The following is a 21,407-nucleotide window of genomic DNA, read 5'->3' as shown; positions in this document are numbered from 1 at the left end:
CGACTCAGGCCTCGACAGCAGCATAGCGCTCCGGTGCAGGATGCAGATGCCCGCATTGCGTGCAGGTACGCAGCGCCAGCGAGCGATAAAAGCGATCGAACACCGGCGGGAAGTCCGTTTCGATATTGGTTAGCGGAAACATCGCCTCATACAGTTTGTGATTGCACTGCGGGCAGTACCACTGCAGCCCATCCTGCTCGTGCGGGAGGCGCTCGCGTTCGATGACCAGGCCGATCGAACCGGCGGTGCGCTGTGGCGAATGCGGCACTTTCGGCGGCAGCAGGAAGATCTCGCCGGCGCGGATCGGGATGTCGCGCGCCACGCCGTCGTCCTGGACCTTCAGGACCATCTCGCCTTCGAGCTGGAAGAACCACTCCGGGCCTTCGTCGTAGTGATAGTCGGTGCGCGCGTTCGGCCCACCGACAATCATGATGATGAAGCCATCCTGCTGGATGCACTTGTTGCCCACCGGCGGCTTGAGCAGGTGGCGGTGTTCCTCGATCCAGGCATGCAGGTTGATCGGCGGGATCAGCATCGACGTCGCTCGGCAGAGAAGGTGTCCAGCATAGCCAACCGGCGGCGCCGATTGGCGCCGCGGCAGCCCGCGCGTGTGGCCGCGACTCAGCGTTCGGCGTGGTCGGCCTGAATCTGAGCCAGCGCTGCGTCGTAGCGTTCCTGCAGCAGTTCGGGGCGATTGATCGACATACCCAGGTCGTGGGCGCGGCCATCGCGCAGGCTGTAGACCCAGCCATGCACGCACAATTCCTGACCGCGCTCCCAGGCATCGTGCACGATGGTGGTGCGGCACACGTTGACGACCTGTTCGAGCACATTTAATTCGCACAGACGTGCGTGCTGTACCGGCAGATCGCCGGCGTCGTGCAGGCAGGCTTGGTGTTTGTCGGCCACGTCGGTGACATGCCGGATCCAGTTGTCGACCAGGCCCATGCGCTTCTGGGTCAGGCTGGCGAACACGCCGCCGCAGCCGTAATGGCCAACCACCAGCACATGTTTGACCTTGAGCACGTCCACCGCGAACTGGATCACCGACAGGCAATTCAAGTCGGTATGCACCACCACGTTGGCGATATTGCGATGCACGAAGACTTCGCCCGGCGCCATGTCGATGATCTGATTGGCCGGCACGCGTGAATCGGAGCAACCGATCCACAGATATTCCGGGGTCTGCTGGGTCGATAGCTTGGCAAAGAACTCGGGGTCTTCGCGGTGGATGCGCTCGGACCATGCACGGTTGTTTTCAAGTAAATGGTTGAGTTCGTTCATGCGCGCAGTTTTCCAGGGACGAGGGAGGTAAGGACACACACGCCATAAGCCGTGGTGCAAAAAAAGATCGGTGCGCCGGGCTCAGGCTGCGCCATCGCGTGCACGCAATGCATCGCTCACTGCGGCGATAGTGCCGGCCGGGTGGTTCTGACTCAGCTTGAAGGTCAATTCGATGCGGCTTGGAACGAAGCGGAAGCCGACCAGCTCACGCAATTGCCGGCGATGACTGTCGCGCTCCATGTCGAACTGCCAATCGCTGCCCACGCGCTGTTCGAAATGCGCGCTCATGCGCTCGATCAAGGCACCCAGCGCGGCTTCATCGCTCACCTGGTTGCAGCGGCCATGCAGGTGCGCGACAGCGTAGTTCCAGGTGGGCACGCGTGCGGCCGCTTCCTTGTCCGGATACCAGATCGGCGAGACGTAGGCGTGCGGCCCCTGCAGCACGATCACCGCATCGCCAGGGCTGCGCGCCTGTGGATTAGGGCGTGCCCAATGGCCTTCGATGACGATGTCCTGCCCAGTGCGTCGATACAGCACCGGCAGGTGCGAGATCGCCGGATGGCCATCCTCGCCCTGGCTGATCAGCGTGATAAACGCATCGCGTGCGAACAGCCAGTCCAGCAAGGCCAGATCGGTCTGCGCGAACGCGCGCGGGGCATCCATATCAGGCGCGCCCGCCCATGTTCACGACCATGCGTGCGCGCAACTCGGCATCGTCGTCGCCTTGCGGCGGCGAGACGTCATGCAGCGAAAAGCCGCGGACCAGCGCGTCCTCTTCGTCCAGTCCGTCCAGTGCCACGAATTCGGCGTCGAACAAGGCCGCTCGTGCGCTGTCTTCGCTGTCGTAGGGCAGCGTCTTGCCATCGCTGTCCAGCACTTCGGCGGTGCCGGCTTCGTTGACGCGCAGGCGGGCCCAGATCAGCGTGCGGCCGATCGTGGCCAGCCACCAGGAGTCGTGTGCGCCCTGCACAGTGTCTTCGTGCGTGTTCATTGCATTGCCTTGGAAAGCAGCCCGAGCAGGGCCGCCATGCCCAGGCCGAAAAAGAGGGTGAGCAGCGAGAGCCAGGCGGGCGTGGCCAACCCGGACAGCGCACTGTCGCGGTAGCTGCGGTAACGGCGCGCCAGCAACCAGCGCAACGCCACGGGGCTGATGAAGGCCGGGTCGCCGAAGCTGGCCAACGCCTCCGGATGGCGGTCGCGCATGTGTACCAGGGTCAGTGGCCAGAAGATCAGCAGTGCGGTCAAACCTGCGACGGCCACGCCGACGAAGCACAGGGCGAAGAACAGAGTCATGCGGCCGCCAGCATCAGGGAAAGTTTCGGGAGTGCCGCGCCGATGACCAGTGCTGCAATGGTCCAACGCATCGGAGCCACGGCATGCCTGGTTGCGGCACGCGCGGTGCTGGTCTGCCACCAGCGTTGCGGGTCTAGCTGGCGCGACGCCAGCCGCGCCAGCAACGCGCTACGTATCGCTGTCAGCCCGCCCATGATCGCCGCCAGCCCGAAGGCCAGCGATTGCAGCATGGAGACGGCCGCCGCCGGGCTCACCTCAGAATTCCGCGCTGCCCGGCGCGCGCGGGTAGGGGATGGCGTCGCGGATATTGCTCAGCCCGCACACATAGACCACCAGGCGCTCGAAGCCCAGACCGAAGCCGGCATGCGGCACCGAGCCGTAGCGACGGAAATCGCGGTACCAGCTGTAGTGATCCTTATCCAGCCCGAACTGCGCCATGCGCGCATCCAGCACGTCCAGGCGCTCTTCGCGCTGGCTGCCGCCGATGATCTCGCCGATGCCCGGCGCCAGCACGTCCATCGCCGCGACGGTCTTGCCGTCGTCGTTCAGGCGCATGTAGAACGCCTTGATGTGCTCGGGATAGTTGGTGACCACCACCGGGCGGCCGATGTGTTCCTCGGTGAGCCAGCGTTCGTGCTCGGTCTGCAGGTCCAGGCCCCATTCGACCGGGAAATCGAACGTCTTGCCGGAGTTCTGCAGCAGCTTCACCGCATCGGTGTAGTCGATCTGCTCGAACGGCGCATTGATGAAGGCTTCCAGCTTGCTGATCGCGTTCTTGTCCACACGCTCGGCCAGGAACGCCAGATCGTCGCTACGTTCGTCCAGCACCGCGCGGAACAGGTACTTGAGGAACTGCTCGGCCAGGCGCGCGTCCTCGGCCAGGTCGGCGAAGGCGATCTCCGGCTCGATCATCCAGAACTCGGCCAGGTGGCGCGTGGTGTGGCTGTTTTCGGCGCGGAAGGTTGGGCCGAAGGTGTAGACCTTGCTCAGCGCCAGGCAGTACGCCTCCACGTTGAGCTGGCCGGATACGGTGAGGAAGGTTTCCTTGCCGAAGAAGTCGCGGCTGAAATCCACATTGCCGCTGGCATCGCGTGGCAGGTTGACCATGTCCAGCGTGGAAACGCGGAACATCTGCCCGGCGCCCTCGGCGTCGGAGGTGGTGATGATCGGCGTGCTGATCCAGTTGAAGCCGTTCTGGTGGAAGAAGCGGTGCACCGCCTGCGCCAGGCAATTGCGGATGCGGGTGACCGCGCCGAACAGATTGGTGCGCGGGCGCAGGTGCGCCACTTCGCGCAGGAACTCCGGCGTCATCGGCTTGGGCTGGATCGGGTAGGTCAGCGGATCTTCGACCCAGCCGACGACCTCCACGCCGCTGGCCTGGATCTCGAACGACTGGCCCTTGCCCTGCGACTTCACCAGCACGCCCTTGGCGATCAGCGAGCAGCCGCTGGTCAGGCGCTTGATTTCGTCGAAATTGGGCAGCGTGTCGTTGGCCACCACCTGGATCGGAGCGAAGCAGGAACCGTCGGTCACGTTGATGAAGGCCAGTCCGGCAGATCCGCGCAGCGTGCGCACCCACCCCCGTACCGTGACTTCGCCGCCTTCGGGGAGCTTCCCCGCAAGCGCATGTTCAACGCTGACCACCGTCATGACTTTTCCCCGCCGTTGCGACCTTGAATGACCTGCGAGTTTACTGGCTGCGACCGCGCCGGCGCGAGCGCCTGAACGGCTTGCCGACCACTGCGCTTGTCGCAGCCGCGCACCGCCCCCATCTGTCGCAGACGTCGCCGCCAAGCGTTCTGCCTGGTCGGTGCGGTCTCGCTATACTTGTCACCACTGTCTTGGAGTGCCCTCATGGCCGTCAGCCTCACCCCCGCCGCGCTGGAGCGCGTGCAGCGTTTCGTGCAGCAGACCCCGGGTGCGTTGGGCCTGCGCTTTGGCGTGACCAAGACCGGTTGCTCCGGTTGGGGTCACATCACCGACCTGGCGCGCGAGAAGCGCGACGACGATGCGGTGTTCGAGCAGGGCGGGGTACGCATCTTCGTCGACCCCACCAGCCTGCCGTTGGTGGACGGCACCTGCATCGACTTCGGCAAGCACGGCCTCAGCGAGACGTTCACCTTCAGCAATCCCAACGCGACCGCCGAGTGCGGCTGCGGGGAGAGTTTTACGACCGAAGCCGAGCATCGCTGAGCCGGCCGGCGCGCGCTATCCCTTTTCACTGCGGGGGAAGGTGCCCGAAGGGCGGATGAGGGGACGGGGGCGAAGCCTCTTGGAGTTGAACGACGCAAGAGGCTTCGTCCCGTACCCTCACCCCAACCCCTCTCCCGGCGGGAGAGGGGCTTTACAACGTCCTTGCTGGACGGCCGGTTGCGGCTAAGCACTTCAACTGCCATACTTTCCTGCTACCTGTCCGGATCTCGGGCGGGAGCCCTTGCTCCACCGGCCGCTTGCGCGGACTTCCGGGGAGCTGTCCGGCCCACGTGGCCACATCCGAAAGGTAAAACAACATGAGTCGTCACTACGAAGTCGTGTTCCTGGTCCATCCGGACCAGAGCGAGCAGGTCCCGGCCATGATCGAGCGCTACAAGTCGCTGATCGAGGGCGGTAACGGCACTATCCACCGTCTGGAAGACTGGGGCCGTCGTCAGCTGGCCTATCCGATCCAGAACCTGGTGAAGGCGCACTACGTGCTGCTCAACATCGAAGTCGACCAGGCCGTGCTGAGCGAGCTGGTGGAAAGCTTCCGCTTCAACGATGCGGTGCTGCGTCACCTGGTCGTCAAGCGCGATGGCCCGGATACCGAGCAGTCGCTGATCATGAAGAGCAAGGACGAGAAGGGCGACAAGCCCGAGCGTAGCGAGCGTCGTCGTCGTGACGATGAAGAGGGCGATGCCCCCGCTGCCACCGATACCGACGGCGACAACGCCGAAGCCGCTTAAGGAGCGCTGTCATGTCCAAGTTCTTCCGTCGCCGCAAGTTCTGCAAGTTCACCGCCGAAGGCGTCAAAGAGATCGATTACAAGGATCTCAACACCCTGCGTCAGTACCTCACCGAGAACGGCAAGATCGTGCCGAGCCGCGTGACCGGTACCAAGTCCAAGTACCAGCGTCAGCTGGCCACGGCCGTCAAGCGCTCGCGTTTCCTGGCGCTGATCCCGTACACGGACAATCACGACGTTTAAGTCGTTGATGTGAGTCCCTCACAAAAGCCCGCACATCCATGTGCGGGTAATTAACAGATAGACGCCTGGTGATTCGAGATGCGGTGTTGATCGTGCTTTTGCGATTCCCAAATCCCGATTCCCGAATCCCGTCTTTTCGGACAGCACCCGTTGCGCCAGCCCACATGCCGGCGCTAACGAATAACGGAGTACCACCATGGATCTGATTCTTCTGCAGAAAGTGACCAACCTGGGCAACCTTGGCGACAAGGTCAGCGTCAAGCCGGGTTACGGCCGCAACTTCCTCGTGCCGCAGGGCAAGGCCGTGCCGGCCACCGCTGCCAACGTCGAAGCGTTCGAAACCAAGCGCGCCGAGTACGAAGCCAAGGCCAACACCATCCTGGCCGATGCGCAGAGCCGCGCCACCAAGTTCGAAGGTGCCAGCGTCACCATCGGCGCGCACGCGTCGACCGAAGGCAAGCTGTACGGTTCGGTTGGCCCGCGCGACATCGCCGAGGCGTTCACCGCCGCCGGCCTGCCGCTGGAAAAGAGCGAAGTGATCCTGGGCGAAGGCGCATTCCGCAATATCGGCGAGTACGATGTTGTGCTGCACCTGCACGCAGACGTGGAAACCACGGTCAAGGTCATCGTCGAATCCGACGCCTGATCCAAGCCGTATGCGGTCTCCGAAGGGCGCCTTGTTAGGCGCCCTTCGTTTTTTGGGCGCCGCCGCCAGTGCTGGCATGCCCGTTATACTCATGCCCCATTGCCGGTTCCACGGCCTGCAGATCTTGCCGATCAAGGGCTTAGGGGCCGGCTCCACAGGAAAAGCGCCTGCCGGCTGTGTCCGCGCGGTGCCCGGAACCCGTCCGTCCCATGCGCCTGTCCACGATCAAGTTGTCCGGTTTCAAGTCGTTCGTCGACCCGACCACGTTGCACCTGCCCACCAATATGACCGGCATCGTCGGCCCCAATGGTTGCGGCAAGTCCAACATCATCGATGCGGTGCGCTGGGTGATGGGCGAGAGCTCGGCCAGCCGGCTACGTGGCGACTCGCTGACCGACGTGATCTTCTCCGGCTCCTCGGCGCGCAAGCCGGTGTCGCAGGCGACGGTGGAGCTGATCTTCGACAACTCCGATCACACCATCACCGGTGAGTTCGCCTCGTTCAACGAGATCTCGGTCAAGCGCCTGGTCAGCCGCGATGGCACGAGTGCGTACTACCTCAATGGCACCAAGTGCCGCCGCCGCGACATCACCGACCTGTTCCTGGGCACCGGTCTGGGGCCGCGCAGCTACTCGATCATCGAGCAGGGCATGATCAGCCAGATCATCGAGGCGCGCCCGGAAGACCTGCGCGTCTATCTGGAAGAAGCCGCCGGCATTTCCAAGTACAAGGAGCGCCGCAAGGAAACCGAAACACGCATTCGGCATACGCGCGAAAACCTCGACCGTCTGGGCGACCTACGCGAAGAAATCACCAAGCAGCTGGCGCATCTGCAGCGCCAGGCGCGGCAGGCCGAGCAGTACCAGGCCTTGCAGGAAGAGCGCCGGATCAAGGATGCCGAGTGGAAGGCGCTGGAATACCGCGGCCTGGACGGGCAATTGCAGGGCCTGCGCGAAAAATTGAATCAGGAAGAAACCCGCCTGCAGCAGCTGATCGCCGACCAGCGCGATGCCGAGGCGCGGATCGAAACCGGCCGCGTGCGCCGCGAAGAAGCTGCCGAAGCGGTGGCCAAGGCACAGGCCGATGTCTATCAGGTCGGTGGTGCGTTGGCGCGCATCGAGCAGCAGATCCAGCATCAGCGCGAGCTCTCGCATCGCCTGCACAAGGCGCGCGATGAGGCGCAAAGCCAGCTGCAAGAGTTGACCCAGCACATCAGCGGCGACTCGGCCAAGTTGAGCGTACTGCGCGAAGCGGTGGCCGCTGCCGAACCGCAACTGGAACAGCTGCGCGAAGACCACGAATTCCGCCAGGACGCGCTGCGTGAAGCCGAAGCGCGGCTGGCCGACTGGCAGCAGCGCTGGGAAGCCCATAACCGCGACACCGGCGAAGCCTCGCGCGCCGGCGAAGTGGAGCGCACGCGTGTCGATTATCTGGACCGCCAATCGCTCGAAGCCGACCGTCGCCGCGAAGCGCTGGTCAACGAACGTGCCGGGCTGGATCTGGATGCGTTGGCCGAAGCGTTCGAGCAGATCGAACTGCGCCATGAAACGCAAAAGACCTCGCTGGACGGGCTGACCGAGCAGGTCGAAGCGCGCAAGCACGCGCTTGGCGGGCTGCAGGAACAACAACGTGCCAGCCAGGGCGAGCTTGCCGAAGTGCGCAAGCAGGCGCAGGCCGCGCGTGGCCGGCTGTCATCGCTGGAAACCTTGCAGCAGGCCGCGCTCGGCCAGGAGCAAGGCGCCGCGGTGGCGTGGCTGAAGTCGCGCGGGCTGGATTCGGCGGCGCGCGTCGGCGAGCGCATCAGCGTCGAAAGCGGCTGGGAAAATGCAGCCGAAGGCGCACTGGGGCAGTTGATCGAAGGCGTGCTGGTGGATGCGCCGGAGCAACTGGTCGATGCGCTGGGCGAGTTGGGCGATGGCCGCATCGCGCTGGTGTCCAGTGCCACCGATGCCGCGAGCTTCGCGCCGACGTCGTTGGCCGCCAAGGTGCAGGGGCCGATCGCGATCCGTCGCCTGCTCGCGCGTTTGCACACCGCCGAGGATCTGGACGCGGCGCGCACGCTGCAACGCAGCCTGCCCGAGGGCGATTCGGTCATCACCCGCAATGGTGAGCGGCTGGGCGAGGGCTGGGTGCGCGTGTCGCGCTCCGGCGCGGCCAAGCAGGGCGCGCTGCTGCGCGAGCGCGAGATTCAAGAGCTGCGTACCCAGATCGAAACCCTGCAGGAGCGCGAAGCCGAGCTCGAGCACCAGCTCGCCAGTTTCCGCGAACAACTGCTGGCGGCCGAGCAGCAGCGCGAGGACGCACAGCGCCAGCTGTACATGGCGCACCGCAGCGTCTCCGAACTGGCCGGGCAATTGCAGAGTCAGCAAGGCAAGGTCGATGCGGCGCGCACGCGCATCGAGCGCATCGAAACCGAGCTGGCGCAGCTGCTGGAAACCTTGGATACCAGTCGCGAACAGGCACGCGAGGCGCGCGCCAAGCTCGAAGATGCGGTCACCTTGATGGGCGATCTGCAGGGCACGCGCGAAGCGCTGGAAAGCGAGCGCCGTCAGCTCACCGATGCACGCGATCAAGCGCGCGATGCCGCACGCGGTGTGCGCGATGCGATGCATGCCCTGGCGCTCACGCTGGAATCGCAACGCACCCAGATCACCTCGCTCAGCCAGACCCTGGAACGCATGGACAGCCAGCGCGGCCAGCTCGACACGCGCCTGGAAGATCTGGTTGCCCAGCTCAGCGAAGGCGATTCGCCGGTGGAAACGCTGGAGCATGAACATCAGGCTGCCCTGAGCGAGCGCGTGCGCACCGAGCGCGCGCTGGGCGAAGCGCGCACCATGCTCGACAGTATCGACAGCGAACTACGCAGCTTCGAACAGACCCGTCAGCACCGCGACGAACAGGCGTTGGCGCAGCGCGAGCGCATTTCGCAACGCAAGCTCGATCAACAGGCGCTGGTGCTCAACGCCGAGCAGTTGGCTGCGGCGGTGGTTAAAGCCGGGTTCGTCCTGGAGGATGTGATTAATGGCTTGCCCGAGTCGGCCAACGTGGCCGAGTGGGAAGCGACCGTCGGCCAGATCGATGGGCGTATGCGGCGCCTGGAGCCAGTGAACCTGGCTGCGATCCAGGAGTACGGCGAGGCCGCGCAGCGCTCGGAATATCTGGACGCGCAGAACCTGGACCTCAACACCGCACTGGAAACGCTGGAAGAAGCCATCCGCAAGATCGACCGCGAAACCCGCGGCCGTTTCAAGGACACCTTCGACCGCGTCAACTCCGGCGTGCAGGCGCTGTACCCGCGCCTGTTCGGCGGCGGGCATGCGTATCTGGAACTCACCGGCGAAGACCTGCTCGATACCGGCGTGACCATCATGGCGCGTCCGCCGGGCAAGCGCGTGTCGAGCATTTCGCTGCTGTCCGGTGGCGAGAAGGCGATGACGGCGGTGGCGCTGGTGTTTGCGATCTTCCAGCTCAACCCGGCGCCGTTCTGTCTGCTCGACGAGGTGGACGCGCCGCTGGACGAAGCCAATGTCGGCCGCCTGGCCAACATGGTGCGCGAGATGAGCGAGAAGGTGCAGTTCCTGTTCGTCAGCCACAACAAGGCCACGATGGAAGCCGCGCGTCAGCTCTCCGGCGTGACCATGCGCGAGCCAGGCGTCAGCCGCCTGGTCAGCGTGGACCTGGAAGAAGCCGCACGTTTGGCGGGTGCGGCATGACGTGCCATGCTTGTTGGAATATCGACACTGGTCACTCTTATGCGGAGGCACGCTGAATGTCCGACATGGCCATGATCCGGATCGGGATCCTGATCGCTGGACTGCTGCTGGTCGCAGCCATCTTCCTGTTCGGCCGCCCGAAGAAATCGCCGCAGGGACGTCGCGTCGACAAGGACGATAGCCAGCCGCGCGAACGGCGCGAACCGGTCATTTCCAGCGAGCCTGGCGTAGAGGGTGACGCTGCGGAGCGCGGAGAAGGCACCGAGCAGAGTGAGCTCAACCTGGACGACCAGGATGCCGCTGGCGGCAGCGACATGGGCAAGCGCCCCAACCAGGATTTCGACAAGATCGTATCGCTGTTCGTGGCCGCCAAGGCGGGCCAGGTGCTGCGCGGCGAAGATGTGGTGGTCGCTGCCGAAAAGACCGGGCTGGTGTTCGGCCACATGAATGTGTTCCACCGCCTGGTGGAAGGGCACCCGGAGCGCGGGCCGATCTTCAGCATGGCCAGCATTCTCAAGCCCGGCAGTTTCGACATGGCCAACATCCGCGAGATGCAGACGCCGGCGATCGCGTTCTTCCTGACGCTACCGGCGCCCATGACCGCGCTCGATGCCTGGGAAAAAATGCTGCCCACCGTGCAGCGCATGGCCGAACTGCTCGATGGCGTGGTGCTGGACGACAGCCGCAACGCATTGGGCCGCCAGCGCGTTGCGCATATCCGCGACGAACTGCGCGCCTACGACCGCCAGCACCAGGCGCCGCCGCTGACCAAGTCGCCGCGCTGGTGAGTTGATATGTTGAGCCTGCAGGGCGTGCTGGCGGTGGCGTTGTTGCTGGTGTTGTGGACGATCCTGGCGATGCCGTTGCTGTGGCTGTTTACCTGGATCGCCGCGCGTCTGCGCAAACGCCCGCGGCATTCGCCGTGGCTGGTCGTGGGCTTTGCTGCTGTTATCACGTTGCCGGTCGCGCCGGTGCCAACGCCCTTCGTCAGCGTGTTGATGCCGCACGCCATTGCGCTGCTGGATCGCCGCTATTACCTGCACATCCTGCAAGGTCCACCGCTGCTGCACGAGCTGCTGCTGTGGAACGCCGGCTCGATGGTGCTGACTTTTGTCATCAGTTATTTCTGGATCCGGCGCACGCTGCGCGCACCGGAGTCTGAGGCGTTCGATCAGTAGGAATCCAAAGCTCCTCTCCCAACCGGAGAGGGGGTGAGGGGACGCAGCGAAGCACTCCTGCAATCGAACAATGCGAGGCTTCGCTTGCACCCTCATGCGCCTCTTGCGGGGCAGCTTCTCCCGAGGGGAGGTGGTGAGCGGTCAGGGCAAAGCCATTTTCTCCCGAGGAAGAAGGGTCAGCGTTTAGCCTTACCGAACGCTTCGCGGAAGCGCAGCATTTCCGCTTCGGTGCCCACGCTCACCCGCACGCGTTTGGGCCAGATCGGCCAGCTGCGGCCGACGATGACGCCCTGCTTCTGCATCGAATCGGCGAACACGCTCGCATCGCGCTTGACGTCCAGCAGGAAGCAGTTGGCCTGCGAGGGCAGGCATGCGTAGCCCTTGCCCTTGAGCCAGGCGATGGTCTCGTCGCGCACGCGGGCGTTGTCGGCGCGGCGGGTCTGCACCAGCAGCTGGTCGCGCAGGCTGGCGATGCCGGCGGCCATGGCCGGAACCGACAAGGGGTTGCTGCCGAAGGCGGCGAGTTTGGTCTGCAGGCCCGGCGGAGCTAGGGCAGCGCCTAGACGCAGGCCGGCCATGCCGTACAGCTTGGAGAAGCTGCGCAGCACGATCAGATCCTGGCGCTGACGCACCAGATCGGCCACCGAGGGCGCGTTGCTGTAGTGGATATATGCCTCGTCGACCACCAGCACGGCGCTGGCCGGCTTGTTGGCCAGCAACCACTCGATGTCGGCGCGCGGGGTGATGGCGCCAGTGACATTGCCGGGGTTGCACAGGTAGAGCATGCCGGCGGTCGGGTCGGCCTTGGCCATTGCCTTGACGTCGTGTGCGCCATCGGCGCGCAGCGGCACCTTGCGCACGGGCACGCCGCGGGCAGCGGCGCTTTCGATCAGCGGGTCGAAGCTCGGGTCGGCCACCAGCAGCCCGGCGCGCGCGGAAGTGAACAGGTTGCCGGCCCGGTTCAAGGCGTCCCGCGATCCAGGGAACAAGGACAGATGATCGTTGGGCAGCTGCAGCTCGCCGGTCATCAGGTTGCGCAGATCCTGCTCCATTTCGAGCAGGTAGCGGCCCGAGCGCGCCAGTGAACGGGTGGCAGCGTCCAGGGCGGCCGGGGCAGGCCCGAGCGGATGCTCGTTGAGGTTGAGGTACACCGTGCCGGCCGCTGCGGCCACACCCGGGGTTGCCGGCGCAGCGGCGCGCTTGCGGGCTGCCTCTGCCGCGGGTGCCAGCCCCAATGCGGAAACCGCCACGGCGGTGGTGGCGAGGCTGAGAAACGAACGGCGCGAGACGGGCAACGACACGGGGGAACTCCAGAAGCGGCGGGCAAACAGGGCGCCACGCTGGCCGGTTTGTGCCTGTCTGCCTATCGGGGAATCCCCTTGAGGGCCGGTTCGTAGCGTGCTTGCAAGAGTCAGATGGCAAAGACAGTCGCTCTGCGGGTGTTTGCGTCCGACAGCCAGTTTGCTGCCGCGCGCGATCCGGCCGCGATCCGGGTAGGTGCTGAAGTGCCCGGTTCACTTCGAGGCCAGGACGCTAGCGCCAATTCCAACGACTTCCGTCGGGGATCAAGCATCACCACCGACGCACTCGCCGCTGACGCTTGGCAGCGAGCCGGCCCGTTAGAATGAGCGGCCCAGAGCCAGCCCAGCGATCGTATGACTGTCAGCCCGGATCCCGCTCAGCGCATCGATGCCCTGCGCCGTCGAATCGAAGACGCCAACTACCGCTATCACGTGCTCGACGAGCCGCAGATGGCCGACGTCGATTACGACCGCCTGCTGCGTGAGCTGGAGGCGCTGGAAGCCGAGCACCCGGTACTGGCCACTGCCGATTCGCCAACGCAACGCGTGGGCCATCTGGCTGCTTCGCGGTTTGCCGAAGTGCGGCATGCCTTGCCGATGTTGTCGTTGGGCAATGCTTTCAGCGACGAGGAAGTGACCGAGTTCGTGCGGCGCATCAGCGAGCGGCTGGAGGTCAAACAACCGCTGTTTTCTGCTGAACCCAAACTCGATGGCCTGGCGATCAGCCTGCGCTACGAAAACGGCGAGTTCGTGCAGGGTGCCACCCGCGGCGATGGCGCCACCGGCGAGGATGTCAGTGCCAACCTGCGCACCGTCAAGGCGATTCCGCTGCGCCTGCGCGGCGAAGGCTGGCCGCAGGTGCTGGAAGTGCGCGGCGAGGTCTATATGCCGCGCGCCGCGTTCGAAGCCTATAACGCGCAGATGCGTGCCCAGGGCGGCAAGGTCCTGGCCAATCCGCGCAACGGTGCGGCCGGCTCGCTGCGGCAGCTGGATGCGCGCATCACTGCGCAGCGTCCGTTGAGTTTCTATGCGTACGGCATTGGCGAAGTGAGCGACGGCGTATTGCCGCAGACCCATTCGGCCATCCTGGTGCAGCTGCGCGCGTGGGGCTTCCCGGTCAGTTCGCTGGTCGAAGTAGTGCAGGGCAGCGACGGTCTGCTGGCGTACTACCAGCGCATCGGTGAAGCGCGCGACGGGCTGGCTTTCGATATCGATGGCGTGGTCTACAAGCTCGACGATCTGGCCGGGCAACGCGCAATGGGGTTCGTGTCGCGCTCGCCACGCTGGGCGATCGCGCACAAGTTCCCGGCGCAGGAACAGTCCACCACGGTGGAAGCGATCGAGATCCAGATCGGCCGCACCGGTGCGGCCACGCCGGTGGCGCGACTGAAGCCGGTGCATGTGGCCGGGGTGATCGTCACCAATGCCACGCTGCACAACGCCGACCAGATCGCACGCCTGGATGTGCGTGTGGGCGATACGGTGATCGTGCGCCGCGCCGGCGATGTGATTCCGGAAGTGGCCGGCGTGGTCGCCGATCAACGCCCGCCGGGTACGCAGGAATGGTGCATGCCCACGCAGTGCCCGGTGTGCGGTTCGGAGATTGTGCGCGAGGAGGGGCAGGCGGTGTGGCGCTGCTCCGGCGAGCTGACCTGCCCGGCGCAGCGCAAGGAAGCCTTCCGACATTTCGTCTCGCGGCGTGCGATGGATGTGGATGGCCTGGGCGAGAAATTCATCGAGGTGCTGGTCGACAGCGGCGTAGTGCAAGGTGTGGCCGATCTGTATCTGCTCACCGTCGATCAACTGCTGCAACTGCGCATGATCAGCACCGCCGAGAGCCCGCATGCGTTTCTACGCGAAGCGCGCGAGCATCTGGCCAGCCGCGCGTATGCGCAGTTGGAAGCCACCGTGGTCGGCATCGGCGTGGACCTGGCCGGCGAGCGCGAGGTGCCGCAGACCTGGCAGGCCGATCTGCTGCGCGCGGGTCTGCCGACGTTCGATTGGAACCGCAAAAAGATCGCCACCAAGTGGGCAGAGAATTTGATCGAGGCGATCGAAACCTCGCGCGACACCACGCTGGAACGTTTCCTGTTTGCGCTGGGCATCGAGCACGTGGGCGAAAGCACGGCCAAGGCCTTGTCGGCCTGGTTCGGCGATCTGGAAGTGATTCGCCATCTGCCGTGGCCGCTGTTCAAGCGCGTGCCGGACATCGGCGGCGAAGTGGCGCGTTCGCTTGGGCATTTTCTAGACCAGCCCGGCAATCAGCAGGCTATCGATCATCTGCTGGCGCGCAAGGTGCGCATCGGCGACACCCATCCGCCTTCGCCGAAGCTGCGCGGCGAGCTGAGCTTAGCCAATTTGCTGGAGGACCTGGAGATTCCCAAGGTGACGCCGATCCGCGCCGCCCAGATCGCGACTGCGTTCGGTTCCATCGATGCCCTGCGCAATGGCGGTCCCGAGGCTCTCGTCGAAGCGGGTGTACCGCAGTCAGTGGCCGAGTCGCTCGCGGCCTGGCTGTTGGTGCCGGCCAACGACACGCTCGCGGTTAATGCCCAGAAAAAGCTTTCCGAGCTGCTGGCGATGCTGCCGGAGGCCGGCGAGGAAAAGACCGGCCCGCTCGATGGCCAGACCGTGGTCATCACCGGGACGTTGGCGGCGCTCACGCGCGATGCGGCCAAGCAACGGCTCGAAGCATTGGGCGCCAAGGTCGCCGGTAGCGTGTCCAAGAAAACCGCGTTTCTGGTGGCCGGCGAAGAGGCCGGTTCCAAGCTCGACAAGGCGCAATCGCTTGGAGTGGACATCTGGGACGAAGCACGTTTGCTGACCTTCCTGGGCGAACACGGCCAACAGCCATGAGCGCGTCGCAGGTCGATCTGGCCGCGCTGAACTTGCGTGCGCGGCTCAATGCCGCGATCCGCGACTTTTTCGCCGAGCGCGGCGTGCTGGAAGTGGAAACGCCGATCCTGTCGGCGGCCGGCAATACCGAGCCGAATATCGAAAGTTTCACTACGCGCTTCACCGGGCATGTCGATGCCGGCGCGCCGCTGCGCTGGTTGCGCACCTCGCCGGAATATCCGCTCAAACGCCTGCTTGCCTCCGGCGTGGGCGATTGCTACGAACTGGGCCGGGTGTTTCGCAACGGCGAGGTGGGCGGCCGCCACAATCCCGAGTTCAGCATGCTCGAATGGTATCGGGTGGGCTGGAACGACCGCAGCCTGGCGCAGGAGACGATTGCGCTGGTGCGTTGCGCGCTGGCGCTGGTCGGGCGCGAGGCCGCAGTGCAGGTGCTGACGCACCGCGCGCTGTTCGTGCAGACGTTGGGCATCGACCCGTTGCGCGATCCGATCGAAACGCTACGCGTCGCACTGCATGACATCGCCATCGATCCCGCGGGCCTGACCCGCGACGATTGGCTGGACCTGCTGATGACCCATCGCATCCAGCCGGGCTTTGCCAGCGACACGTTGACGGTGGTGCACGATTGGCCGGCCAGTCAATGTGCGCTGGCGCGCGTGCGCCACGACGACCCGCCGGTGGCCGAGCGCTTCGAGCTGTATCTGGGCAGCTTCGAGGTGGCCAATGGCTATCACGAACTGAACGATGCGCAGGAACAGCGTGCGCGCTTCGTGCGCGACAACGCGGTGCGTGCAGCACGCGGATTACCGCAACTGCCGCTGGATGAACGCCTGCTTGAGGTGTTGTCGCAGTTGCCCGATTGCGCCGGTGTGGCGGTAGGCGTTGATCGCCTGCTGATGGCCTTGCGCGGCACTGCGCAGATTGCCGAGGTGCTGGCCTTCGACTTCGCTTGCGCCTGAGTCATTGCGCTGTCATCGGCGCCGTATTGCTTTCTTCACATCGTTGGTGCTCTCATCGCCGTGTCCACGGGGGCGCGACGAAGATCGTTTCGGGGTGAGGATTGTCGGCATGAAGTGGCTGATCAGCTTATGCGGTTTGTGGTGCTTGCCGCTGTTGCTCGCCGATGCGCGTGCGTCCGAACGCGCGGCCGGTGTGGTGCGCTGCGAGTCCAAGGATATGGCGCGCGTGCACTGCGCGATGGACACCGCCTATGGCGTGCAACTGGTGCGCCAGCTTTCCGAAACAAGCTGCATCCGTGGCAGCGAATGGGATATCGAACGCGATGGCGTGTGGGTCGAACAAGGCTGCCGTGCAGAATTCGCGGCGTCCGGTGTGCAGGCCGCAACGGTGATGCGCCGCGTGGTGCGCTGCGATTCCAATGGCGGCACGGTGACGTGCCCGGTGGTGCTGCGTGGCGCGCCGGTGCGGCTGCTGCGGCAACGCTCGATGTGGCCGTGTAAGGAAGGGCGGACCTGGGGCGTTCGCCGCAGCGAGATCTGGGTGTCGCGTGGATGCGATGGCGAATTCGAGGTGGGTGCCGAAGACGGCTCCGGTTTCGTCGCGGTGCCGCGCATGGTCACCTGCGAATCGAAAAAAAGCGCGCGCCGCACTTGCGGCGTGTCGGTGGAACGCGCGGTGCGCCTGGGCCGGCAACTCTCCAAAACGCCATGCGTGGAAGGCCAGACCTGGGGCTGGAGCCGCGACGGGGTGTGGGTGAACGACGGCTGCCGCGCCGAGTTCATCGTCGACTGAGGCCATTCGGCCGTGCAACGGCGCAGGCGATGTGTGTGCGCCTTACAATGGGCGCATGAACGACAGCGCCCATATCGATTACGCCAGCTACGACCACATCCGCCCCCTGCTGTGGACCGGCGATGCCCTGGAACTGCTCGACCAACGCAAGCTGCCCTTCGTGGTGGAGCATGTGCGTTGCGACACCAGCGACGCGGTGGCCGAGGCGATTCATTCGCTGGCCGTGCGCGGTGCGCCGGCGATCGGCATTGCGGCCGGGTGGGGCGTGGTGCTGGCTGCGCGCGACATCGATGCCGACGATGGCAGTGCGGCCTTGCAGAAACTCGAATCGGCGCTGTTGCGGCTCAATGCCGCGCGGCCGACCGCCGTCAACCTGGCCTGGGCGCTGATACGCATGCGCCGTGTGCTGGGCGCCGCCGGTGTTGACTGGCGCGAGGTGCTTGCGCGCGAAGCGCAGGCCATCGCCGATGAAGACCTGGCTGCCAATCGCCACATGGGCGCGTTGGGTGCCGCGCTGATCGCCCCGGGCAGCGGCGTGCTGACCCATTGCAATACCGGCTCGCTGGCCACTGCCGGCTTCGGCACCGCGCTGGGTGTGATCCGTGCCGGCATGGCGCAGCAGCGCATTGCCAAGGTGTTCGCCGGCGAGACGCGGCCGTGGCTGCAGGGCGCGCGCCTGACGGTGTGGGAGCTGCAGCAGGACGGCATCGATGCCACCTTGATCGCCGATTCGGCCGCGGCGCACCTGATGAAGTCCGGGCTGGTGCAGTGGGTGATCGTCGGTGCCGACCGCATCTGCGCCAATGGCGACACCGCCAACAAGATCGGCACTTACCAACTGGCGATCGCCGCCCGCCACCACGGCGTCAAGTTCATGGTGGTGGCGCCGTCGTCGACAGTGGACATGGCCACTGCCAGCGGCGACCAGATCGAGATCGAGCAACGCGATCCGGGCGAGTTATTCGGTGTCGGCGGGGTCAGGACGGTGGCCGACGGCATCCATGCCTGGAACCCGGTGTTCGACGTCACTCCAGGCGATCTGATTGATGCGATCGTGACCGAACGGGGCGTGATCGCGCAGCCGGACCTGGCGCGGATGCAGGCCGCCTTCGGGAATTGAGCCCGGCGCGGCGCCGGCAGGCCGCCAACGCCGCCCAAACTCCCTGCAAGTGCTTGTTTCTGGCTGGTAAACCGGAGGCATTGGGGTGCCCTGCCGTGGTACAATCCGGGGCTTGAATCGATCGACGGGAGCGTGGGATCGGCAGCCTGATGCAACGGCTCCCCCGACGCGGCTTTCCGGCTCGCCCGCCACCTCACTTACGGAACCCGAATGGCAGAAACCGCCAAGGAAATCATCCAGGTCAACCTGGAAGACGAGATGCGCAAGAGCTATCTCGATTACGCGATGAGCGTGATCGTGGGCCGCGCACTCCCCGATGCCCGTGATGGCCTCAAACCCGTGCACCGACGCGTGTTGTTCGCGATGCACGAGCTGGGTGCCCACAGCAACAAGGCCTACTTCAAGTCGGCGCGTATCGTCGGCGACGTCATCGGTAAGTACCACCCGCACGGCGACCAGTCGGTGTACGACACGCTGGTGCGCATGGCGCAGCCGTTCTCGCTGCGCTACATGATGGTGGACGGGCAGGGTAACTTCGGTTCGGTCGACGGCGACTCCGCTGCGGCGATGCGTTACACCGAGTCGCGCATGTCGCGGCTGGCGCATGAGCTGATGGCCGACATCGACAAGGAAACCGTCGATTTCCAGCCCAATTACGATGAAAAGGAACAGGAACCGACGGTCATGCCGACGCGGTTCCCGAGCCTGCTGGTGAATGGGTCGGCCGGTATCGCGGTGGGCATGGCCACCAACATCCCGCCGCACAACCTGACCGAGGCGATCAACGCCTGCATCGCGCTGATCGACACCCCGGAGCTGGATGTCGAAGGGCTTATGGAATACATCCCGGGCCCGGATTTCCCCACCGCCGGCATCATCAACGGCACCGCCGGCATTGCTGCCGGCTATCGCACCGGTCGTGGCCGCGTGCGTATCCGTGCCAAGGCCGATGTGGAAGTGGCCGACAACGGCCGCGAGGCGATCGTCGTCACCGAGATCCCGTATCAGGTCAACAAGGCGCGGTTGATCGAAAAGATCGCCGAGCTGGTCAAGGAAAAGAAGCTCGAAGGCATCAGCGAGCTGCGCGATGAGTCCGACAAGGACGGCATGCGCATCTACATCGAAGTCAAGCGCGGCGAGTCGGCCGAGGTTGTGCTCAACAACCTGTACCAGCAGACCCAGATGGAGTCGGTGTTCGGCATCAACATGGTGGCGCTGATCGACGGCCGCCCGCAGTTGATGAACCTCAAGCAGATGCTGGAGGCGTTCATCCGCCACCGCCGCGAGGTGGTCACCCGGCGCACCATTTTCGAACTGCGCAAGGCGCGTGCGCGTGCGCACGTATTGGAAGGCCTGACCGTTGCGTTGGCCAACATCGATGAAATGATCGAGTTGATCAAGACTTCGGCCAATCCGCAGGAAGCGCGCGAGCGCATGCTGGCCAAGACCTGGCAACCGGGGTTGGTGGGTGCGCTGCTCGGCGCGGCCGGTGCGGAAGCGTCCAAGCCGGAAGATCTGCCGCCGGGCGTGGGTTTGATCAGCGGGTTCTACCAGCTCAGCGAAGTGCAGGCCTCGCAGATCCTGGAAATGCGTCTGCATCGCCTGACCGGCTTGGAACAGGAAAAGCTGACCGACGAGTACAAGCAGTTGCTCGGCGTCATCGAAGGCTTGATCCGCATCCTGGAAAACCCGGATGTGCTGCTGCAGGTGATCCGCGACGAGCTGATCAATATCCGCGAAGAGTACGGCGACGAACGCCGCACCGAAATTCGTCATAGCGAAGAAGATCTGGACATCCTGGATCTGATCGCGCCGGAAGACGTGGTAGTGACGTTGTCGCACGCCGGGTATGCCAAGCGGCAGCCGGTGAGCGCGTATCGCGCGCAGCGCCGTGGTGGCCGTGGCCGTTCTGCCGCAGCGACCAAGGAAGAGGATTTCATCGACCAGCTGTGGCTGGTCAACACGCACGACACGCTGCTGACCTTCACCAGCAGCGGCAAGGTGTTCTGGCTGCCGGTGCATCAGTTGCCGGAAGCCGGCTCCAATGCGCGCGGCCGCCCGATCATCAACTGGATTCCGCTGGAATCCGGCGAGCGCGTGCAGGCGGTGTTGCCGGTACGCGAATACGCCGACAACCGCTATGTGTTCTTCGCTACCCGCAACGGGACGGTCAAGAAGACGCCGTTGAGCGAATTCGCGTTCCGTCTGGCGCGCGGCAAGATCGCCATCAACCTCGATGAGGGCGATGCGCTGGTCGGTGTGGCGTTGACCGATGGCGATCGCGATGTGCTGCTGTTCGCGTCCAACGGCAAGACCGTGCGTTTTGGCGAATCCACCGTGCGTTCGATGGGCCGTACCGCCACCGGCGTGCGCGGTATCCGTTTGACCAAGGGCGAGGAGGTGGTCAGCCTGATCGTGTCCGATCCGGCCGGTGGCATCGAGATCGAGTCCGACGAAGACCTCGCCGACGAGGTCGTCGACGGCGCCGATGCAGCCGTGATCGAGGTCGCCGACGATGGCGATGTGGCCTACATCCTCACCGCCACCGAAAATGGCTACGGCAAGCGCACACCGCTGACCGAGTACCCGCGCAAGGGGCGTGGCACGCAAGGCGTGATCGGTATTCAGACCACCGAGCGCAACGGCAAGCTGGTGCGTGCGGTGCTGCTGGGCGCCGCCACCGACGAGGTGCTGCTGATTTCCGATGGCGGAACGCTGGTGCGTACGCGTGGTTCGGAGATCTCGCGTGTGGGCCGTAACACGCAGGGCGTCACGTTGATCCGCTTGTCCAAGGGCGAAAAGTTGCAGGCAGTCGAACGCCTGGATGCATCGCTGGACGACGTGGACGAAGTGGTGGACGAAGCCAGCGCAAGCGTGAGCGAAGCGCCACCGTCGGACGCGTGATCGTGTTGCGTCAGCAACGCGGTTGACAAAAAACGCCGGTGAAAACCGGCGTTTTTTGTTGCGCGTCGTTTTTAAGCATGGGCGTTTGTTGCGGGCACGCCATATGTGACTAACGTCCACGCCGTCTGGCTATTGCCCTTGAAGCATGAAATAAAAAAAGCGCACCGCAAGCGGTA

The 21,407-nt window shown here is 64.9% G+C and carries 19 protein-coding genes and 1 pseudogene; 12 read left to right on the top strand and 8 right to left on the bottom strand.

Annotated elements, in window-relative coordinates; translation table 11 throughout:
* Positions 1 to 4 precede the first annotated feature (4 nt).
* The 7 genes and pseudogenes from XBLMG947_RS04380 to asnS all read right to left on the bottom strand — a co-directional run bounded on the left by XBLMG947_RS04380 (position 5) and on the right by asnS (position 4,227).
* Positions 5 to 535, bottom strand: coding sequence for a 3-hydroxyanthranilate 3,4-dioxygenase (locus XBLMG947_RS04380; RefSeq protein ID WP_065466560.1), 531 nt, complete (start codon positions 533 to 535; stop codon positions 5 to 7).
* Positions 536 to 621: 86 nt separating this feature from the next.
* Entirely contained in the window at positions 622 to 1,284 is a 663-nt protein-coding gene (gene can, locus XBLMG947_RS04375; protein WP_065466559.1) for a carbonate dehydratase, read from the bottom strand.
* A gap of 105 nt (positions 1,285 to 1,389) precedes the next feature.
* Positions 1,390 to 1,947: pseudogene (locus tag XBLMG947_RS04370) on the bottom strand (FMN-binding negative transcriptional regulator); the annotation flags it as partial.
* Between the two features lies 1 nt (position 1,948).
* Positions 1,949 to 2,275, bottom strand: coding sequence for a hypothetical protein (locus tag XBLMG947_RS04365; RefSeq protein ID WP_065466557.1), 327 nt, complete (start codon positions 2,273 to 2,275; stop codon positions 1,949 to 1,951).
* On the bottom strand, positions 2,272 to 2,577 hold the full coding sequence (locus tag XBLMG947_RS04360) for a hypothetical protein (RefSeq protein WP_065466556.1): 306 nt from the start codon (positions 2,575 to 2,577) through the stop codon (positions 2,272 to 2,274). The genes XBLMG947_RS04365 and XBLMG947_RS04360 overlap by 4 nt, the downstream gene beginning before the upstream one ends.
* Positions 2,574 to 2,807 (bottom strand): hypothetical protein, encoded by a 234-nt coding sequence (locus tag XBLMG947_RS04355; protein WP_425479246.1) that lies wholly within the window; start codon positions 2,805 to 2,807, stop codon positions 2,574 to 2,576. Before XBLMG947_RS04355 ends, XBLMG947_RS04360 begins: the two co-directional genes overlap by 4 nt.
* A 25-nt stretch (positions 2,808 to 2,832) precedes the next feature.
* Entirely contained in the window at positions 2,833 to 4,227 is a 1,395-nt protein-coding gene (gene asnS, locus XBLMG947_RS04350) for an asparagine--tRNA ligase (RefSeq protein WP_065466555.1), read from the bottom strand.
* A gap of 204 nt (positions 4,228 to 4,431) precedes the next feature.
* Between asnS and XBLMG947_RS04345 the strand changes: the two genes are divergently transcribed.
* From XBLMG947_RS04345 to XBLMG947_RS04315, 7 genes are all read left to right on the top strand, one after another.
* Positions 4,432 to 4,770, top strand: coding sequence for a HesB/IscA family protein (locus tag XBLMG947_RS04345; protein ID WP_065466554.1), 339 nt, complete (start codon positions 4,432 to 4,434; stop codon positions 4,768 to 4,770).
* A gap of 317 nt (positions 4,771 to 5,087) precedes the next feature.
* Positions 5,088 to 5,519: a 30S ribosomal protein S6 gene (gene rpsF, locus XBLMG947_RS04340; RefSeq protein ID WP_005991245.1), complete on the top strand. Its 432-nt coding sequence runs from the start codon at positions 5,088 to 5,090 to the stop codon at positions 5,517 to 5,519.
* A gap of 11 nt (positions 5,520 to 5,530) precedes the next feature.
* Entirely contained in the window at positions 5,531 to 5,761 is a 231-nt protein-coding gene (gene rpsR / locus XBLMG947_RS04335; RefSeq protein ID WP_005991243.1) for a 30S ribosomal protein S18, read from the top strand.
* A 196-nt stretch (positions 5,762 to 5,957) separates the two neighbouring features.
* Positions 5,958 to 6,407, top strand: coding sequence for a 50S ribosomal protein L9 (gene rplI, locus XBLMG947_RS04330; RefSeq protein WP_065466553.1), 450 nt, complete (start codon positions 5,958 to 5,960; stop codon positions 6,405 to 6,407).
* Positions 6,408 to 6,616: 209 nt separating this feature from the next.
* Positions 6,617 to 10,120 carry a chromosome segregation protein SMC gene (gene smc / locus XBLMG947_RS04325; protein ID WP_065466552.1) on the top strand — a complete coding sequence of 1,168 codons (3,504 nt, stop codon included), beginning with the start codon at positions 6,617 to 6,619 and terminating at the stop codon, positions 10,118 to 10,120.
* Between the two features lie 56 nt (positions 10,121 to 10,176).
* Positions 10,177 to 10,908, top strand: a complete 732-nt coding sequence (zipA, locus tag XBLMG947_RS04320) for a cell division protein ZipA (RefSeq protein ID WP_065466551.1) — start codon at positions 10,177 to 10,179, stop codon at positions 10,906 to 10,908.
* Positions 10,909 to 10,914: 6 nt separating this feature from the next.
* Positions 10,915 to 11,298, top strand: coding sequence for a hypothetical protein (locus XBLMG947_RS04315; RefSeq protein WP_065466550.1), 384 nt, complete (start codon positions 10,915 to 10,917; stop codon positions 11,296 to 11,298).
* A 176-nt stretch (positions 11,299 to 11,474) separates the two neighbouring features.
* Here the strand turns inward: XBLMG947_RS04315 and XBLMG947_RS04310 are convergent, their stop codons facing one another.
* Positions 11,475 to 12,599 (bottom strand): pyridoxal phosphate-dependent aminotransferase, encoded by a 1,125-nt coding sequence (locus XBLMG947_RS04310; RefSeq protein ID WP_065466549.1) that lies wholly within the window; start codon positions 12,597 to 12,599, stop codon positions 11,475 to 11,477.
* Positions 12,600 to 12,953: 354 nt separating this feature from the next.
* On the opposite strand from XBLMG947_RS04310, the gene ligA reads away from it, so the two are divergent.
* The 5 genes from ligA (at position 12,954) to gyrA (ending at position 21,231) form a co-directional block, all read left to right on the top strand.
* The gene (ligA, locus tag XBLMG947_RS04305; RefSeq protein ID WP_065466548.1) at positions 12,954 to 15,455 is read left to right on the top strand and encodes an NAD-dependent DNA ligase LigA; all 2,502 of its coding nucleotides are present in this window, start codon (positions 12,954 to 12,956) and stop codon (positions 15,453 to 15,455) included.
* A complete protein-coding gene (epmA, locus tag XBLMG947_RS04300; RefSeq protein ID WP_065466547.1) occupies positions 15,452 to 16,414 on the top strand; it encodes an EF-P lysine aminoacylase EpmA in 963 nt (320 codons plus the stop codon). The genes ligA and epmA overlap by 4 nt, the downstream gene beginning before the upstream one ends.
* Positions 16,415 to 16,523: 109 nt before the next feature.
* Entirely contained in the window at positions 16,524 to 17,207 is a 684-nt protein-coding gene (locus XBLMG947_RS04295) for a DUF3011 domain-containing protein (RefSeq protein ID WP_065466546.1), read from the top strand.
* Positions 17,208 to 17,262: 55 nt separating this feature from the next.
* The gene (gene mtnA, locus XBLMG947_RS04290) at positions 17,263 to 18,327 is read left to right on the top strand and encodes an S-methyl-5-thioribose-1-phosphate isomerase (protein WP_065466545.1); all 1,065 of its coding nucleotides are present in this window, start codon (positions 17,263 to 17,265) and stop codon (positions 18,325 to 18,327) included.
* Positions 18,328 to 18,537: 210 nt separating this feature from the next.
* Complete coding sequence (gene gyrA / locus XBLMG947_RS04285; protein WP_065466544.1) at positions 18,538 to 21,231, top strand: DNA gyrase subunit A; 2,694 nt, start codon at positions 18,538 to 18,540, stop codon at positions 21,229 to 21,231.
* Positions 21,232 to 21,407 lie beyond the last annotated feature (176 nt).

It is taken from the genome of Xanthomonas bromi (assembly GCF_900092025.1).
Classification (GTDB): domain Bacteria; phylum Pseudomonadota; class Gammaproteobacteria; order Xanthomonadales; family Xanthomonadaceae; genus Xanthomonas; species Xanthomonas bromi.
Note: the sequence above shows the minus strand (reverse complement) of the source record. Positions and strands in the feature narration are given on the sequence as shown.